Origin of the sequence: Staphylococcus sp. FSL W8-0271, assembly GCF_038006605.1 — a bacterium.
GTDB lineage: Bacteria > Bacillota > Bacilli > Staphylococcales > Staphylococcaceae > Staphylococcus > Staphylococcus cohnii.
In genome coordinates, this window is record NZ_JBBOVM010000001.1 from 100,251 (window position 1) to 118,996 (window position 18,746).

At 32.3% G+C, this 18,746-nt stretch carries 16 protein-coding genes and 1 pseudogene; 4 read left to right on the forward strand and 13 right to left on the reverse strand.

The annotated features are described in order from the left end of the window. Positions 1-27: 27 nt before the first annotated feature. Genes arsC through panB form a run of 5 tightly spaced genes read right to left on the reverse strand, consistent with a single transcriptional unit; the run spans position 28 to position 3,706 of the window. Positions 28-420, reverse strand: coding sequence for an arsenate reductase (thioredoxin) (arsC, locus tag NST87_RS00420; RefSeq protein WP_019468543.1), 393 nt, complete (start codon positions 418-420; stop codon positions 28-30). A 17-nt stretch (positions 421-437) separates the two neighbouring features. Then, the gene (gene arsB / locus NST87_RS00425; RefSeq protein ID WP_340721153.1) at positions 438-1,727 is read right to left on the reverse strand and encodes an arsenite efflux transporter membrane subunit ArsB; all 1,290 of its coding nucleotides are present in this window, start codon (positions 1,725-1,727) and stop codon (positions 438-440) included. Further along, on the reverse strand, positions 1,727-2,044 hold the full coding sequence (locus NST87_RS00430; RefSeq protein ID WP_340721768.1) for an ArsR/SmtB family transcription factor: 318 nt from the start codon (positions 2,042-2,044) through the stop codon (positions 1,727-1,729). The genes arsB and NST87_RS00430 overlap by 1 nt, the downstream gene beginning before the upstream one ends. A gap of 4 nt (positions 2,045-2,048) precedes the next feature. Then, positions 2,049-2,897 carry a pantoate--beta-alanine ligase gene (gene panC, locus NST87_RS00435; protein ID WP_340721154.1) on the reverse strand — a complete coding sequence of 283 codons (849 nt, stop codon included), beginning with the start codon at positions 2,895-2,897 and terminating at the stop codon, positions 2,049-2,051. Then, positions 2,894-3,706, reverse strand: coding sequence for a 3-methyl-2-oxobutanoate hydroxymethyltransferase (gene panB, locus NST87_RS00440; protein WP_340721155.1), 813 nt, complete (start codon positions 3,704-3,706; stop codon positions 2,894-2,896). Before panB ends, panC begins: the two co-directional genes overlap by 4 nt. A gap of 300 nt (positions 3,707-4,006) precedes the next feature. Here panB and NST87_RS00445 point away from each other — a divergent pair, with 300 nt between their 5' ends. The 4 genes from NST87_RS00445 to NST87_RS00460 all read left to right on the forward strand — a co-directional run bounded on the left by NST87_RS00445 (position 4,007) and on the right by NST87_RS00460 (position 9,224). Then, entirely contained in the window at positions 4,007-5,503 is a 1,497-nt protein-coding gene (locus tag NST87_RS00445; RefSeq protein ID WP_071562363.1) for a glycosyltransferase, read from the forward strand. A gap of 306 nt (positions 5,504-5,809) precedes the next feature. Then, positions 5,810-6,490, forward strand: a complete 681-nt coding sequence (locus NST87_RS00450; RefSeq protein WP_064264403.1) for a M15 family metallopeptidase — start codon at positions 5,810-5,812, stop codon at positions 6,488-6,490. A gap of 60 nt (positions 6,491-6,550) precedes the next feature. Continuing rightward, positions 6,551-7,756, forward strand: coding sequence for a penicillin-binding protein PBP4 (gene pbp4, locus NST87_RS00455; protein ID WP_340721156.1), 1,206 nt, complete (start codon positions 6,551-6,553; stop codon positions 7,754-7,756). Between the two features lie 187 nt (positions 7,757-7,943). Continuing rightward, complete coding sequence (locus NST87_RS00460) at positions 7,944-9,224, forward strand: amidohydrolase family protein (RefSeq protein ID WP_019469236.1); 1,281 nt, start codon at positions 7,944-7,946, stop codon at positions 9,222-9,224. A 95-nt stretch (positions 9,225-9,319) separates the two neighbouring features. Here NST87_RS00460 and NST87_RS00465 read toward each other — a convergent pair whose 3' ends face one another. The 8 genes and pseudogenes from NST87_RS00465 to NST87_RS00500 all read right to left on the reverse strand — a co-directional run bounded on the left by NST87_RS00465 (position 9,320) and on the right by NST87_RS00500 (position 18,593). Beyond that, positions 9,320-10,771 (reverse strand): glycoside hydrolase family 1 protein, encoded by a 1,452-nt coding sequence (locus NST87_RS00465; protein ID WP_340721157.1) that lies wholly within the window; start codon positions 10,769-10,771, stop codon positions 9,320-9,322. A gap of 24 nt (positions 10,772-10,795) precedes the next feature. Beyond that, entirely contained in the window at positions 10,796-12,226 is a 1,431-nt protein-coding gene (locus NST87_RS00470; RefSeq protein ID WP_040030584.1) for a 6-phospho-beta-glucosidase, read from the reverse strand. Positions 12,227-12,244: 18 nt separating this feature from the next. Further along, positions 12,245-12,664 (reverse strand): annotated as a pseudogene (locus tag NST87_RS00475) (PTS sugar transporter subunit IIA). 188 nt (positions 12,665-12,852) lie between these two features. Next, positions 12,853-13,542, reverse strand: a complete 690-nt coding sequence (locus tag NST87_RS00480) for a glucose PTS transporter subunit EIIB (RefSeq protein ID WP_340721158.1) — start codon at positions 13,540-13,542, stop codon at positions 12,853-12,855. A gap of 297 nt (positions 13,543-13,839) precedes the next feature. After that, complete coding sequence (gene licT, locus NST87_RS00485) at positions 13,840-14,664, reverse strand: BglG family transcription antiterminator LicT (protein WP_026034794.1); 825 nt, start codon at positions 14,662-14,664, stop codon at positions 13,840-13,842. Positions 14,665-14,827: 163 nt separating this feature from the next. Beyond that, on the reverse strand, positions 14,828-17,245 hold the full coding sequence (locus tag NST87_RS00490; protein WP_019469244.1) for a heavy metal translocating P-type ATPase: 2,418 nt from the start codon (positions 17,243-17,245) through the stop codon (positions 14,828-14,830). Further along, positions 17,238-17,582 carry an ArsR/SmtB family transcription factor gene (locus NST87_RS00495; protein WP_040030586.1) on the reverse strand — a complete coding sequence of 115 codons (345 nt, stop codon included), beginning with the start codon at positions 17,580-17,582 and terminating at the stop codon, positions 17,238-17,240. Before NST87_RS00495 ends, NST87_RS00490 begins: the two co-directional genes overlap by 8 nt. Positions 17,583-17,975: 393 nt before the next feature. Next, the gene (locus NST87_RS00500; protein ID WP_340721159.1) at positions 17,976-18,593 is read right to left on the reverse strand and encodes a TetR/AcrR family transcriptional regulator; all 618 of its coding nucleotides are present in this window, start codon (positions 18,591-18,593) and stop codon (positions 17,976-17,978) included. Positions 18,594-18,746 lie beyond the last annotated feature (153 nt).

Consider the following 18,746-nt stretch of genomic DNA (forward strand, 5'->3'; position numbering starts at 1 on the left):
CTTGTATTTAGCTGATTAATTTTTTACTTAGCTATTAAATTCTTTAATTTTTTTGCCAATTTCATCTCTAACGCGTTGGAACTCTGACCACTCTTTACCTGCTGGATCATCAAAGCCCCAGTGTTCTTTTTTAACGTTTGGTGGTAATATAGGGCAATTATCGTCTGCATCGCTACATAACGTCACGACCAAATCTGATTGTTTTAAAAAATCATTATCAATCAAGTCTGACGTATGGTTTGATATATCAATATCTACTTCTTTCATAGCTTCTATTGCTTTAGGATTAACACCATGTGTTTCAATACCAGCAGAATAGACATTCCAATCTTCACCCAATATTTCCTTTCCCCAACCTTCAGCCATTTGGCTACGACAAGAGTTTCCTGTACATATAAAATAAATTGTTTTCTTATCCATAAGTAAAGCCTCTTTTCTTAAAATATGATTAGTGTAAGGTATAAACCTAAGAGTGTTACAAATAGGACTGGAATAGTAATGATAATTCCAGTTTTAAAGTATGTCCCCCACGAAATCTTCACACCTTTTTGAGTAAGTACATGTAACCAGAGGAGTGTTGCTAACGAACCAATGGGTGTTATTTTAGGTCCTAAATCAGATCCGATAACATTCGCATAAATCATACCTTCCTTGAGTATGCCTGTTGTTTGAGATTGACCAATCGCTATTGCATCTATTAAAACAGTTGGCATGTTGTTCATAATAGATGAAAGGAATGCAGCTATAAAACCCATGCCCATGATACTACTAAATAAGCCGTAACTTGAAATATTTGTTAGGACATCCCCAAGAAGCGTTGTAATGCCCACATTTTTTAGACCAAATACCACAAGGTATATACCAATAGAGAATAAAACAATATTCCATGGTGCACCTTTAATTACTTGTTTCGTATGAACAGCCTTAGATTTACGTGCTAATAATACAAATATTAAAGCAATGATACCAGCAATAATTGATACTGGAATATTTATAAACTCACTTATTAAATAACCAACTAGCAATACAGTGAGTACAATCCACGAGATGTTAAAAAGCTTTTTGTCCTTAATCGCTTCTTTTGGTTCTCTAATATTTACTGCATCAAATTTTCCTGGGATAGACTTTCTAAAATAAAGCCATAAGACAAGAATACTTGCGATTAAAGAGAATATATTAGGTATAATCATTTTACTGAAGTACTCAACAAATCCAATATCAAAGTAATCAGCAGAAACAATATTAACTAAATTACTAACAATAAGTGGTAATGATGTGGTATCTGCAATAAAACCACTAGCAATAATAAATGGAAATATCGCTTTTTTATCAAAACCTAGACTACGTACCATTGCTAAAACAATAGGCGTCAGTATTAAAGCTGCACCATCATTTGCGAAGAAGGCTGCTACAACTGACCCTAATAACATAATAAAAACAAACATTTTTAAGCCGTTACCGTTTGACGCTTTGACCATATGTATCGCGGACCATTCAAAAAATCCAATTTCATCTAATATTAATGAAATAAGAATAACAGCTACAAAGGTTAAAGTAGCATTCCAAACAATTCCAGTAACTTCTAGTACATCTGAAAAACTTACGACCCCTGTAATAATCGCAACGACAGCTCCAATTAAAGCTGTAATACCAATATCTAAACCTTTTGGTTGCCAAATTACAAAGGTTAAAGTTAAAAGAAAAATCACAATTGCTAAAATTGTCATTAACACTCACCTAACTTCATATTTTTACATGCACAGCGTTGGTCAGATGTGTTAATGATATCTAAGTTTTGATTAATATAATCTAAAAATGCATGATTAAGTTGATACATGCGTTTGTTGCCGTCTTTTTTTACTATAACTAATTCGTTATCTACTAATGACTTCATATGATGACTTAGCGTTGGCTGTGAAAATTGAAAATGTTCCAGTAAATCACAAGCACATAGTTTACCACATGAAAGTAAATCTATTATTTCTGACCTACTTGGATCAGATAAAACTTTTAATAAAGTTGCTATTTCAGTTTTATTATCCAGTTAATTAATCTCCGATAATCATATTATCTATTAAACGTGCTTTGCTGAATTTTACTGCAAGGGAAATGAAAATTTTTCCATTAATGTGAGTGATTGCTTCTAATTCTGGATAACTATATATAGCTACTGTTTCTATATTACCGGATGTATGCTGTTTAATATAAGTTTTGGCTATGTCTATTAATTTGGCACAATTACGTTCTCCTTGAAGGTATTGTTCATTGGCTAACTGTAAACTTTTATATAGTGCTGGCGCTTCTTGTCGTTCTGTAGGCGCCAAATAAACATTGCGTGAACTTTTAGCGAGACCGTCTGATTCACGTACTGTATTAACACCAATGATATCTATTGGGTGATTAAAATCTACGGCCATTTTTTCAACGATAGCTAGTTGCTGCGCATCTTTTTTGCCGAAATACGCACGATGTGGTCGAATAATATTAAATAATTTGTTAACAACTGTGATGACACCATTGAAATGGCCAGGGCGTTGTGCACCTTCTAAAACAGTGGCGAGTCTACCAGCATTTAACGTTATCGTGGGTTTTTCTGGGTACATCTCTTCTACTGTAGGATAAAAGATATAGTCTACACCAACAGACGCTGCTTTAATTTTATCTTGGTCTATATTTCTAGGGTACGCATCAAAATCTTCATTTGGTCCAAATTGTAATGGATTTACAAAAATACTGATGATTGTAATGTCATTTTCCTTTACTGATTGTGACATCATTTCTAAATGACCTTCGTGTAAAGCCCCCATCGTTGGAACAAAGCCGAGGGAGTGATTGTTTTTTATTAAATTTGTACTTATTTTACTCATTTCTTTGATAGATGTAATTAATGTTGTCATTCTGATACCTCATCCATAATGTGTTTTTTATAAGTGTGTGAAACATCAGGAAATATTTCGTTTTTGACTTCTTTATGATACTGCATTAAAGCGGTTATGCCACTAGAAAAATCTCCATATTGCTTTACGAATTTGGCTTGATGTGGAACTTCATAATTGAGTACATCATGATAGACCAATACTTGTCCATCAGTATCTTTACCTGCACCTATACCAATCACTGGGATGTCTAAATTTTTGGTGATTTGTGCAGCTAAATCACTCGGAACAGCTTCTAAAACGAGCATGATAGCGCCAGCTTGTTGTACAGCGTAAGCATCGTTTATGAGTTGTTGTGCGGTTTCTTTTGTATTGGCTTGCATCTTATATCCAGTGATACCAACACTTTGTGGGGTAAGTCCTAAATGTGAAACGACTGGTATACCGATGTTCTGGCAATTGTTTATAAAATCAATTAAATGTGCGCCTTCGACTTTAATTGCATTTGCATTTGTTTGCTTGTATAAATCTATAGCATTTTCTAAATCAGAGTGTTCACTAATACCAACAGCACCAAAAGGAATATCAACAACCATAAAGGTATTAGGGGCACCGCGGCGCACTGCTTTCGCATGATGGATCATATCTGACATCGTTACTTGAACCGTACTTTCATAACCTAGCACCGTCATACCCAAAGAATCTCCAACTAAAAGAGTATCGATTTGTGCAGTTTCTGCTTGTTTTGCACTGGGGTAGTCATAAGCTGTAACCATCGAAATTTTATGTGCGTGTTGTTTCATATCTATTAAATGCTTTAATGTTAACAATTATACTCAACTCCGTTGTCTAAATATTTTTATATTTAATCATATAGTAACGAATGTACTCGAAAAATAAAATTAATTTAGTAATTTAATACATCTTTTTATACTAGATAAATAAATTAAAAAGTTTCATACGAGAAAAAAGAGACTACAATTGCAAATAATATTAGGTGTGTAATACATATTAGTTTATAATAACTATTAAATAATAAATGAAATGTACAATATAAATGATTAGTTTTTAAATTTATTAAGGCAAACGATATAAATACTACACTATAGGTATGAAAATGAGGGGAAATCATGATATATACAATAACAAGCACATTACCACCAGTACATGGAGGTAGAACTAAGGCATTGCTAAGTCGAATAAAATTAATAGATAGTGAATTAGGGATCAAAAGTAAAATTGTAACAACGAATTATAATGCCAATTACCCATCTGTTTATAAAAAGTTTATAAACGAGGAAAAAGTGACAGAACATACAGAATTCGAAAATATATACGACTGGTTAAGTGGCTTTAAACTATTAGAAATACCGAAGACTAAATTTAAAAAACAACCTAAATATCAAACGATGAACCGTGAACTCAAAGGGTTGGAAAGTAAAAGTTTTAATGATGGCAATGTTATGAGATATTATAAAAATGGTGATTACGTATTGTACAGAAAATATTATGGCAATAGCAATGTAGTTCAACTTGAAGATTTTATGTCATCTATTAGTAAAAAACGATTAGAACGTTGGGAATACAATAAATTTGGTCAATTGCATAGAAAGATTTATTACACACATAAACCATTTTCAAAATTATGTGAGGTGTACTTTGATACACAAGGCGTTATATACTGTAAAAAGTTTTTTAATACAGAAAAAGAAAGTTTAGATTATATCCAACTTTATAGAAATGATAGACCTTATTTATCCTTCAGTAGTGAAAAAGCCTTATTTAAATATTATTTTGACCATCGCTTCAGTGATGGTGATGTGGTATTTAATGATGCCAGACTTTTAGATGAACCATTGTTAAATCAAACACATGCGACTAAAAATATTTTAGTTTTTCATAATAGTCATTTGAATGGACAGCAAATAAAAGGTTCATATAAATTTGCGTTAAATCATTCTGAAAAAGTAGAAAAATATTTAATATTAACTGAAAAGCAAAAAGAAGATATTATTAGCCAAGTTACATTAGATGAAAGACAATTATCAGTAATTCCGCATTCGATTAAAACATATAAATCACATGCAAACGAAAATAAATTAGACCGATTTATTTTTATTGGTAGATTAGGTCTTCAAAAACAAGTAGACCATTTAATTAAAGCGTATAAACAATTTTTAGATTATGGGTATGATACGAAATTATCCATATTTGGTATGGATGAAGATGGGCAAAAAAAGGTGTTGTTGGATTTAATTGATCAATATGGTATTCAAGATAAAGTAGAAATCAACGATTTTACGAATAATCCTTTGAGAGAATTTCAACAATCAAAAGCTTCACTGTTAACAAGTAAATTTGAGGGATTTGGCTTAACTGTAATGGAGAGTATCGAAGTTGGTTGTCCAGTTATTGCTTATGATGTTAGATATGGTCCTTCAGAGATTATAAATCATGGTACGAATGGATATCTCGTTGAGCCAGATAATACTAAAGCGTTTGCTGATTGTATGGCTAAAATAATAGATGAGCCATTTAATTGCGTACAGACGAGATCAGAGCTTAGACATGATAAAGCTGTAGAAAATTATAAAAAATTATTTCAAGACATCGGCTATACTAAATAATATGATTTTTATCGGTCTCTCTCTAGCATATTTAGTAATCAGTGTGTATCTGCTTGCACATTTTATAAAATACAAAATGTACGATAAAACAGTTGTCATTGCTTAACCACAGCAGGGTAACTGTTTTTATTTTGTTGTTTTCCATTTTGAAAGTTGATAGTTGTGTTTTGAAATATTAATAAATTCAATAAAATACTTGTCTCTTATATACAGCGTGTTATATTAATGTTAATTGCAATTGTTTTTAAAACTATTTTATTGTCCATCAACATTTGTTTTGATTATACTTTTTAAAAAGGAGTAACAATGAATAAATTTAAATTATTGATTATCATGTTGTGTTTGGTCTTAGTTGGATGTTCTGCTCAAGACAATGAATCTGAGAATAAAGACAGTAAAAATCATGAAAAACAGCAAAGTAACAATAGTGAAAATAAGCATCATAAAGAAGTGAAGCATGGTGTAACGTATATTGATGATATTTTAATTGTGAACAAAGATATTTCGTTACCAGAACATTTTAATTCTGGAGAAAATAAAGAAGCGCGTGATGCATTACAGCAACTTTTAAATGATGGTAATAATCAAGGATTTCAATTATCAAATGCCAGTGGTTTCAGGAGTTACCAAAGTCAAGAACAGTTATTTGATCAATATGTTCAAAGAGATGGAGAAGAAGCAGCCAATAAATACAGTGCGAAGCCAGGTCATTCAGAACATCAAACTGGACTGACATACGATATCGTTTCTGAGAACACGGATACCAACTTTAAAACTTCTTTTGGTAAGACTAAGGAAGGGCAGTGGCTCAAAGATAATGCTTACAAGTATGGTTTTATCATCAGATATCCGAAGAATAAAACGCATATAACGGGTTATCAATATGAACCGTGGCATATCAGATATGTTGGAAAAGATACAGCAAAAAAATTATATAAAAGTAATGAAACATTAGAAGAGTACTTAAACCTATATCCCCAAAAATAAGATTAAATTTGAAGTGTGCTTGATTATTTAATATAAATTTTTAGAGAGGAATGGTCATCATTGTTTAAGAAATTAAGTGTGGTGATGCTAAGTTGGTTGCTCACGTTAACTGCCATTGCACCAACAGCTACAATAACTGCTGAAACAGAAAAATCAGCGAGTCCTAAGCAAAGTGTTAAATACAAACCAGAAAGTTTTAGCGTGATAGCTCAAACAGGTCAAATTTTATATCAAGATAAAGCGGAAAAAGTAACTGATCCAGCTTCTTTGACAAAAATGATGACGATGTATTTGACATTGGATGCGATAGAAAATGGTGAGATAAAAGGTACAGACAAAATAAAAATCACTTCAGATTATGAAAAAATGTCTGTATTACCTGATTTAGCTAGTGTACCTTTAGAGAGAGGAAAGTCTTACTCTATTAATCAATTTCTTAGACAAATCACTTTAGAATCAAGTAATGCAGCTACACTTATTTTGGGTGAGAAGGTGAGTGGTTCAACATCAAAATTCACAGATGAAATGAACCATAAAGCGAAAAAACTTGGTATGGACCATACGCATTTTGTGAATCCTACAGGTGCAGATAATGATCTTTTACAGCATTATGCTCCAAAGCAATATCAAAAAGAGCGCAAAACACAAACTACTGCAAATGATATGACCATTCTAATGCAAAATATATTAAAAGATCATCCTAAGATTTTAAAATATAGTTCTAAAACAACGGATAAACAATTTGGAACAGAATTAAAAACAAAAAATATTTCTTTAAAAGGGCAACGATTTGAATTAAAAGGTGCAGATGGATTAAAAACGGGAACAAGCGATGAAGGTTATAGTTTAGCGTTAACTAGTAAACGTAATGGTTTACGTCTCAATGAAGCGATACTCAATGTGAAACCATTTCCAAGTATGAAAGCTAAAAATGCACGCCATAAAATTGCTAATGCCATTATGAATAAACAATTTAACAAATATGAATATCGAAAAGTGTTAAGTGAAGGAGAACACGAAATTAACGGAAAAACGTACCAAGTTAAGCAAGATTTATATGATGTAGTTCCTAAAAAAATGGATCATTTAAAGTTTAATGTGAATAAAGAAGGCAAAGTATATGTAGCCTATAAGCGTCAATTTATTAAAGGTACACATGCGCCCCGAGTAGATGCCTCAGTTAAAAAAGACGACAATAAATTTACTGCATTTTTCAAAAATTTGTTCAGTAAAGATGCGCATAAAATGTCCCGATATAATCTGTAAATTATAATTAAATTATTCCATTTATCTGCTGATACCACGACTTAATTGTGGCATGTGTCAGCAGATTTTTTGCTATTAAGTCAGCGAAATCTAATAAATTGGTTTTTATTTCAACCATATTCACTGGGTAATCATTGCTTAAAAAAGTATTAAGACTTATGGTAGAAGGGTATAGGAGGTTTTATGAATGCGTAAAAAATTCATTAATGCATCAATTTATAAGTATGATGAAGCTTCAGAAATTTTAGTTGAAAACGGTAAGTTTAAAGCATTTGGCAAGAATCTAGGTGAAGCGGATGAGGTGATTGATTTAGGAGGTGCCTTAGTTTTGCCCCCATATGTTGATGGTCACCTTCATCTAGATTATTATTTTACAGGACAAAATCCTCAAATTAAAAACACATCTGGAACATTGTTTGAGGCTATTGATTTATGGAATGATTATAAAAAAGGCACTACAAAAGAAGAAATGAAATCGCGTATGCGTCAAGCAGTCAACGACGTAGCGAGCTACGGAACACAATATATTCGTGCTCAAACGGATTGTACAGATCCTGATTTAACAGGTATCAAAGCAGCGCTTGAAGTAAGGGATGAATTGAAAGATAATATTACGATTCAGGTTGTGGCATTTCCTCAAAATGGTATGTATGCTTTTGAAGAGCAAGGTAAAACAGGCCGTGATTTAATTGAAGAAGCCTTAAAATTAGGTGCAGATTGTGTCGGTGGTATTCCACACAATGAATGGAGTCCAGAAGCAGGAGTGAAATCTATTAAAGAAATCGTTAGACTCGCTATCCAATATGATAAATTAATTGATGTACACTGTGATGAAACAGATGACGTACAAGCGCGTTTCTTAGAAATATTAAATGCAGAAGTGATGAAACAAGGTTATGGAAATGCTACGACAGCTTCACATACTTGTTCATTTGGTTCAGCTGATGATGCTTATGCATTTCGAATGATGGGGCTATTTCGCCAATCAGGTTTAAACTTTGTCTCTTGCCCAACTGAAAATTTATATTTACAAGGCAGACAAGATAGTTATCCAAAAAGAAGAGGATTAACACGTGTCAAAGAGTTTGTAGATAATGCTATTAATGTGGCTTTTGGTCAAGATTCAATTGTTGATTTATGGTACCCAGCGGGATCAGGTAATTTAATGAATATTTTAGACAATGGCTTGCATGCCACACAATTAATGCGAGAAGAAGATTTTCCACGTAATTTCGATTTAATTACTTATAACGGTGCAAAATTAATGCATTTAGATGAAGTTTACGGTTTATCAGAAGGCAAGCCAGCAAACTTTATCGTGTTGGATGCACCAAATGTATTTGAAGCGCAACGTCGACGTGTTGACTGTCTTGCTTCGATACGTAATGGTGAATATCTATTTAGAAAAGAAAAGCCGAAATATACAACTGCATTAGATATTGATCGCCAAACAAAACAATACTTGTAATTGCATCATATACGATAAAATGCTGAGACGATAGAAAGTCTCAGCATTTTTATCTGTATTCATATTGATTGCATTGAAATGCGTTTTTTATGAAACTATAATGACGCTCCATTCGTTGAGATAATATTTTTGTACCATTCAAAAGAATCTTTTTTCATACGTTTCATACTTCCGTTACCATAGTTATCTTGATCAACATAAATGTAGCCATAACGTTTTGACATCTCGCTTGTAGACATTGAAATCAGATCGATAGGCGCCCAAGAGAGATAGCCTATTAAGTCCACACCATCTTCGACAGCTTTTTTTGCTTCAGCCATATGTTTACTTAGATAGTCTATGCGATAGTCATCGTGAATTTTTCCATCAACAACTTCATCAACTGCACCTAAGCCGTTTTCAACTATAAATAATGGCACTCTATAGCGATCCCACAATTCATTTAAAACAATTCTTAAGCCGATTGGATCAATTTGCCAACCCCAATCAGAAGCTTCTAAGTAAGGGTTTTTTAAACTGTTCATCAAGTTGCCCTGATTTGTTTGTCCTTCTGGAGCTACAGATGACAACATCGACATATAATAGCTAAATGATAGATAGTCAACTGTATGTTGTTTAATGATATCTAAATCATTATCTTGAATATCTAATTCAATGCCGTTATCTGTTAAAAATTGTTTGTAAAAATTAGGATATTCCCCTCTAACCTGTACGTCAGTATACATTAAATTCATTTGGTCTTCTTGTTGTGCTTTTAATACATCTTGTGGATTACAAGTATATGGATAATGTTTCATCCTTGCGATCATACAACCCATTTGTGCACTTGGGTCAATCTCTTTTAATTTTTGAGTAGCTAACGCTGATGCTACAAACTGATGATGAAGTGCTTGATACGAAGCTGCAATAGGATGATCTAATTTATCTGAAATGATACAGGCTCCTGTAAAAGGTGAGATATTAATCACATTGATTTCGTTAAATGTTATCCAATATTTTACATCATTTTTATAACGATTGAAGACCGTTTCGGCATAGTGAACAAAATGATCAATGACCTTACGATTAATCCAACCATTATATTTTTCAGTTAAACCAAAAGGTGTCTCATAATGGCTTAAAGTTACAACAGGTTCAATATTATATGATTTTAATGTTTTAAACACCTCATCATAAAATGCAAGCCCCGCTTCGTTTGGCTCATTTTCGTATCCCTTTGGAAAAATACGTGACCAATTGATAGACATTCTAAATGCTTTAAATCCCATTTCAGCAAACAACTTAATATCTTCTTTATAGTTATGATAAAAATCTATACCAACACGTTTAGGGAAGTGGCCTTGGTACTGACCTGATTTAACTTTATCAATGAAATCTGATGTTACTTCCATATGATTATCACCTGTGCGTTGACTTTTAGGAACATATTCTGAAAAGTCAGCACTCGACAAACCTTTACCATCAATGTTAAATGCGCCTTCTATTTGGTTAGCTGCGGTTGCGCCACCCCATAAAAAATTCTTTTTAAAACCTTTAATATTTTCCATGTTAAATACCTCACTTTGTTTGAATTAGTATGATAAATTTTCGCCATTACTTTGAATAACCTTTTGATACCAATAGAATGAATCTTTACGGTATCTATTTAATGAACCATTTCCTTGATTATCTCTATCAACATAAATAAAACCATAACGTTTTTTCATTTCTCCACTACCTGCTGAAACTAAATCTATACAACCCCATGAAGTATATCCAATGAGTGGGACGCCATCTTTTACCGCTTCGATCATTTGATTTAAGTGGTCACTTAAATATTTAATTCTATAAGTATCATGAATACTGCCATCATCTTCAAGTCTATCAATTTCACCTAAGCCATTTTCTACGATGAATAAAGGTTTTTGATAGCGGTCATATATTTGATTCATTGTCACGCGTAATCCTACGGGATCAATTTGCCAGCCCCAATTTGATGCTTCTAAGTATGGATTTTTAAGAGAAGCAAAAGCATTACCAGCTTCTTTGTTTTGGTTGATTTCATCATCACCGCTTTCAAGTCGGCTTGAATAATAAGAAAATGAAATATAGTCCACTGTGTATTGTTTTAAAATTTCATCATCCCCAGTTTGTTTATCGATGGAAACATCTAAATCTTCAAACATACGTTTACTATAGTTAGGGTATTCACCACGAGTTTGAACATCTATAAAGATATATTGTTCTCGATTTTTAGAAAGTGCAGCCATCACATCATTTGGATGAGATGTATTTGGATATACATCACCAGCAGCCAACATACAACCTATTTGATTTGTATTGTCAATTTCTTTAGCGATTTTCGTGGCTAAGCTTGATGCGATAAGTTGATGATGTGCGGCTTGGTACATAACCTGGTTTTTATTTTCAATATCTGGAATAATTAAGCCACCACCAATATAAGGAATGTGTAAAATCATGTTAATTTCATTATGCGTAATCCAATACTTAACTTGGTTACTATATCGCTTAAATAGGATAGTTGCGTAATTTAAAAAGAAATCTACGGTTTTACGGTTATACCATCCACCATAATTTTTAGCTAAATAATATGGTGTATCAAAATGATTGATTGTAACAATGGGCTCAATACCATATTTTTCTAAAGTTTCGAAGATTTTATCATAAAAAGCCAAGCCTTTTTGGTTTGGTTCTGTTTCATCACCATTTGGAAAAATTCTTGGCCAAGAGATTGAAAAGCGTAATGCTTTAAAACCCATTTCGGCGAATAATTTGATATCTTCTTCATAATGGTGATAAAAGTCGATCGATTGATGACTAGGATAAAAATCAAAAGTGTTATTCAGTCCTTTAGCTGGGTTGAATAGTGGTTCTTTACGCGCTTCTCCTGCTGGTAGTAGGTCTACCAAACTAAGCCCTTTACCATTTTTATCGTACGCACCTTCAACTTGGTTCGCGGCGATAGCGCCACCCCATAAAAAATCTTTGCCTAATACTGACATGATATTGCCTCCTTATATTTAATAAATGACAGAAATTAATGAATCTCTTTCTTTAACTGTTTGTTGTTCTTCTATCACAACGTCTTTGGTTGCGTTTGTGTTTGTTACTACTATCATTACAGTGTCATCATATGCATTTTCTTGTATTTTTTGTGAGTCAAACTGTATCAGTGGCTGGTTGACTGTAACTGTATCTCCTTGGCTTACGAGTGGCTTAAAACCTAAGCCGTCTAGTTTCACGGTATCGATGCCGATATGGATAAGCAATTCTGTACCATTTTTGGATTATAAGCCGATTGCATGACCAGTAGGGAATAAACTTTCTACTGTTGCCTCAAATGGTGCAATAATCGTATCAGATGATGGTTTAATAGCAATCCCTTTGCCCATTGCAAGAGATGAGAATACAGGGTCATCTACAAGTTCAAGGTTTTTCATTTCACCAGAGACAGGAGATACAATAAAATCATCTTTTGGTTCAGTAATAGCTTCATCAACTGAAGCGCTTGATGCATTATTTTTGGCATCATCCTTTTTTTGTTCTGATTCTGGTGCAGTAGCTTGGACTTCTTGTTCATTTTTATCAGAGTGCACAAGATACCCAACGATACTACTCACTAATACGGCTAACAATGAAGCGATAATAGTGAAATTACTGGAATTCCTAAAAAAGATAAATTTGATTCGACTTCAAAAATTGTTCCACCGAAAAGTGTATGCACGCCTTTTGCTCCAAACTCCATTGCAGAAACTAAGGTTGGATACACAATTGCTGCCCCGATAGCCATCTCAATAAAATGATTGGAACCAAATTTTTTGGCAGCAGTAAAACCTAAAAATACTGGGAAGAAATAGAATAACGCGTCACCTAATGCAAATAATATTTGATATGTTCCAGATGATTCTGTTAACCAGCCAAGTGCTAAGAATAATGCAGAAAAACCTTTAATCATCCCAGCAGCCGCAAGAATACCAAGAATCGGTTGGAAGATACCTGAAATTAAATCAATAAATCGATTTAATATGTTACCTGATCCTTTCTCTTGTGATTGATCATCATTAGCTGAATCAAGATGAGTCACTTTAGTAATTGCATCGTAAACATCAGGAACATGGTTACCAATCACAACCTGGTATTGTCCGCTAGATTGCATAACTGTTACAATTTCATCATGATTTTTTAAAAATTCTGTATCGGCTTTGCTCTCATCTTTTAGTTTGAAGCGTAAGCGTGTAATACAATGTGTAAGCGAGTTGATGTTTGCTTCACCACCAACTTTTTCAACAATTTCTTGTGCTAAATTTTCATATTTCATTGGTTCATTCACCTCAATTTTTAATTAGTTTCCTAGCTACATCATGTTTTTGAATGTTATTTTGAGTGGCCACTCAATGAAATTAAAGCAGTTTGAAAACAAGTAATAAGCTAAAAAAATAAAAAAACCCAGAATAATACACATACGTCCCTACACAAAAGGTTCGTAATGCATTACTCTGGGTTTTGCCTACTTAAAGTTACAACCCCAAACGTTGATAGCAACATCAAAAGTAACAATATATAAGTTTAAACACAGTATAGTCTCTATAAAAATAAATGTCAACGCTTACATTTGCTATTTTAGCAGTCTTGCGATATGCAAGATTAAATAAACACGTTCATCGTTAGATATTTTGTGGTTATAATGTTTGAATAAAAAATCTGCTATTTTATCGACACAAACATCGGATTTAGCATACTTTTGTCTTAAAACATCAAGTAAGTTTTCATCTGTAACTTCACTTAAAGATTGTTGATTAATTAATCTTTGGCTAAAAAACTTTATGTGTGTCATAAATCTGGAATAATTGAGTTCATCTTCGTTGATAGATAGATTGAAATGATAACGAACAATATCAACAATACTTTTAGTGATTTTAGTAATTTCATAAATATTTGCAATATTTTCATCTAAACTAGCATTCACAATATGCATGGCAATAAATCCAATTTCATCTTTTGGCAACGTTACATTGAAATATTGATTGATTTTGTGTAATCCATCACGGGCTACGTCATATTCTTTGGGGTAAAGCGTGCGTATTTCATAAAGTAATGGATTTTTGATATCAAAACCTTCATGTGTGCGTTCGATGGCATAATTTATATGGTCAGTTAATGCGATATATATCGATTCTGAAATAGGTGAATCATAAAGTTTATTAGCTTCTTTAATGATTTGTTCGCTGACTAAAAGGACATCTTGATTGATTTCATCTAATAAAGTTAACATGCGTTCTTGATCTTGACTTGTTAAGCGAAACACTTTTTCAATTTTATCACGTTCTAATTGTTGGCCGTTTTTCTTACCAAATGCTAAGCCGTTTCCCATGACGATGCGCTCATTCCCATTAATTTTAGATAGCACAACGTTATTATTTAATATTTTAGTAATTTTCATAATAAAACATTCCCTTAGTTATATGATTTCGAATGCTTACATATTAAATATAGTTGAGAAAGTGTTCAATAGTCAAAATTTATTCTTTAATCTTATTATGAAATTTTATTTTAGTAGGAAAAAAGTTTGTATTAATATAAAAATTATAAAAAGCGAGCACAGTTTAAGTGCTCGCTTTTTGCTTATCTTTTTTAAATTTTAATAATCTCAATGAATTTAAAATAACTAGGATAGCAGCTCCAGTGTCACTTAGAACAGCTAACCATAAAGTTAATAACCCAGGAAATACCAATATAAAAGCAATTAATTTGATAATTACTGAAAAGTAAATATTTTGCTTAATAATTGTTTTAGCTTTTTTACTAATTGAGATAGATTTTGGAAGTTGTTGTAAGTTATCTGACATTAAAACAATATTTGCTGTTTGCATTGCGGTATCAGAACCAACGCCTCCCATAGCAATTCCTACATCACTTTGGGCAAGTGCAGGTGCATCATTGATACCATCGCCAATCATACCAACACGATAACCACGTTTTTGTAAGTCTTCAATTGCTGATAATTTATCTTTAGGCATTAATTTTGCATAAGTTTCGCGAATGCCTGCAAGAGCTGCAATTTTGTTTGCGGTCTCTTGATTATCACCAGTTAACATAACGGTATTTTTAATGTTGTATTCTTGCAACTGATGCATAGTTGCTTTTATATTTTCTCTTAATGGATCTTCTATAGTGATCAAACCATAAAAAGTTGTCTTAGAGGATATGATAATGATGGTGTAACCTTGCTTTTCATAATCACTAAACATTGATGCATGCGTTTTGATTTTAGGATTGATAGACTCAATCAAGCTTTGATTTCCGGCGTAAACGGTTTGATTATCTATTATACCTTTTATACCTTTGCCAGTTATATTTTCAAAATCACTAACATGTTTTGGTGAAATATTTAATTTAGAGGTGTAGTCAACAATAGCTTTACTGATAGGGTGTGTTGAATAAGCTTCCAAGCTAAGTGCAAGCTGTAATAGTGTTTGTTCGTCACTTTCCATATGCTTAACAGCTGTTACCTTAGGTTTTCCTTCAGTGAGTGTTCCTGTTTTATCAAATGCTATTGCATTTAAAGAACCTAATGCTTCTAAATAATTACCGCCTTTAATAAGTACACCATTTTTTGCTGCGTTACCGATTGCTGTCACTATAGCAACAGGCGTTGAAATGACTAACGCACATGGACAAGCGATAACTAGTAACTCTAGTCCTTTATAGAACCATTCACCCCAGGAGCCTAATGTAAGTATAGGTGGTATGAGCATTACTAATAGTGCTAATACAAAAGCAACAGGTGTGTAAATTTCTGAAAACTTGTCTATAAATGCTTGGGCAGGTGCTTTATTTTCTTGTGCTGCTTCTACCATCTCAATGATTTTTGAAAGTGTTGTATCTTCTACTAATGTAGTAACTTTAATTTTTAATGTACCATTTTCATTAATAGAACCAGCATAAACATCATCATTCGTCTTTTTATCAACAGGTATAGATTCTCCGGTAATCGGTGATTGATTTAAGCTAGACGTTCCTTCTGTAATGGTGCCGTCTAATGGTATGCGTTCTCCAGGCTTCACAAGAATAATATCGCCAACGTGAATCTCATGTAAGTCTTTAGAGATAATACCTTTTTGGGTATATAAGTTGGCAGTATTAGGTGTTAATTCCATGAGTGATTGAATGGAATTTCTTGTTTTATCTATCGAAATTGTTTGTAATAAAGTACCAATTGTGAATAGGAAAATAACAATAGCACCTTCGAAAAATTCACCTATCAGCATAGCACCAATAACTGCGACAGTCATTAAAACGTTCATATCCAAACTTTTAGATTTTAGTGAATAAAATGCACTTTTAAATGGTTTAAGTCCGCTAACCAATATGGCAACTGTATATAAAATATTAGCAATTTCAATTGGTAGTGATGTTATTGACATTAATAGTCCAAGTAAAATGAATGCAGCAGAAATGATGGGTTTGATAAACAATCTTATTTTCTGATCATTATCTGTTTTATTATTTTGTAAAATTGCAGTATAACCAATTTTCGCTACTTCTTTTATTATATTCTTTTCATTTTGTCCTTCCGTAGTAGCTTGTAGTTTACCTGTAGAAAAGTTAACTTGTGCATCTTTAACATACGGAAGGTTCAACACATGCTTTTCAACGGTTTTAGCACAGTTTCCGCAGTCCATGCCTTTGATAATAAAAGTGGTTTGTGTTGATTGTGATTGAGTGTTTTGAATCCCATAGCCTAGTTTTTCGACTGTTTTTACAATTTGGTTAGTCGTATCTGTAGTACTCACTTCTGCTGTTAATTTGCCAGTAGAGAAGTTAACTTTTGGATTATAAACATCATCTAATGGTAAGAGTGCTTTTTCTATCGTTGTGGCACAAGAACTACAATCGATACCATTAACTTGAAAAGTAAATTTCTGTAATGTATCGGATTCGTTTGTTATATTTTTTGATACTTTTTCATTGTTCGTATTTTGACAAGTGTTAGTGCAACAAACATCAGACGATTTATTCATTAGCATCATCCATTCTTAAGTTATTATGGTATTTGCAAGTGATAATATCATCTTTTGTTTCTTCTACGATATGATCAACCAGGCTCAATAATTCTAAAATATATGGATTTTTAATTTGGTAATATATATATTTACCATCTTGTCTAGCAGTTACTAAACCACATTCTTTTAAACAAGCTAAGTGTTGAGAAATGCTGGATTGGCTCATTTTTGAGCTTGAAACAATTTCGTTAACCGTCATTTCGGACACCTTTAATAATTCTAAAATAGTTAATCTAACTTTATTAGAAAGTCCATGTAAAAAACGTGCTTGTAATGTAAAATCATTACTATTCATTTTGAACACCTCATATTAGGAAAACTTAATATATAACATATTAGCATTATCTAATATGTTATGGAAGAGACTATCGTTAAAAATAAGAAAATGATATAAATTTGTTGAATTTTAGAGAGGGGGAACAAGTAAAAGTTGTAAATAATTGTAGGTGTTAGATAAAAAAGAATTAAATTGCAGCTACGTTTTGAAGAGGGTTCAATATTCATGTGCTAATATACTATGACCAAAACGAAACATGTAAAAAAGAGTTGAATCGAATATATTTCTTATTTTTAAGCGGCTGCACTTTGTTCGATATTATGAAATATAGGCATTCAACTCATTTTGCAGTAGTGTACATTAAACTGTTTTGCAAATGTTATTCTTATCCACGTTGCAAGATTATATCTATTATTGTTCACTTATATTGTATTGTTCTTTTGCCATTAACCGCAGCGGACCATAAAAAACAATTTTAAATAGGCTTTCTACTAAAGTTTGTGGATCAATTTTTCGATTATCTTTCACCCAATACTTAATGAAAGAAATAGATGCGCCTGCTACATAACTATGAAAATAGTCTAGCGGAATACCATCAACCGTATCTTTTGTGACTAAATGTTTTTTCATATTTTCATACATTACTTGGTTTATTTTTGTTTCTAACTGACTTCTTCTTTCTAACATAAATATGGTTTTATAGAATTCAAAGTTTGTATCGATATGAAGGATAATTTTTTTTAACTTTTCTTCAGTAAAAATACGAGTAAATGCTTCTACATCCATACCTACATAAAATTTATCTTTCGTGCTTAATGTATTAGACAATTCTTCAATATAATCATTTTCCATTTTGTTTAATAACATGTATTTATCTTCATAATGGAGATAAAAAGTGCCGCGATTAATATCAGCTTTGTGTGTAATATCACTAATCGTTATTTTATCTAAATCTTTTTCATTTAATAATTGTATAAAAGCATGTTTAATAGCATTTTGTGTTTTTCTAACACGTCTGTCTTCTGCCATATGTTGAATCTCCTTTGTATTTAATAGACATTTATATCAAAAGTGTTCATTAAAGAACGTCTTGAACATCATTGCGTATTGTATATCATTTAGTAATTATTATAATGGACAATGCGATAAATATTCAACACTTTGTTTATTAAATAGGAGGGA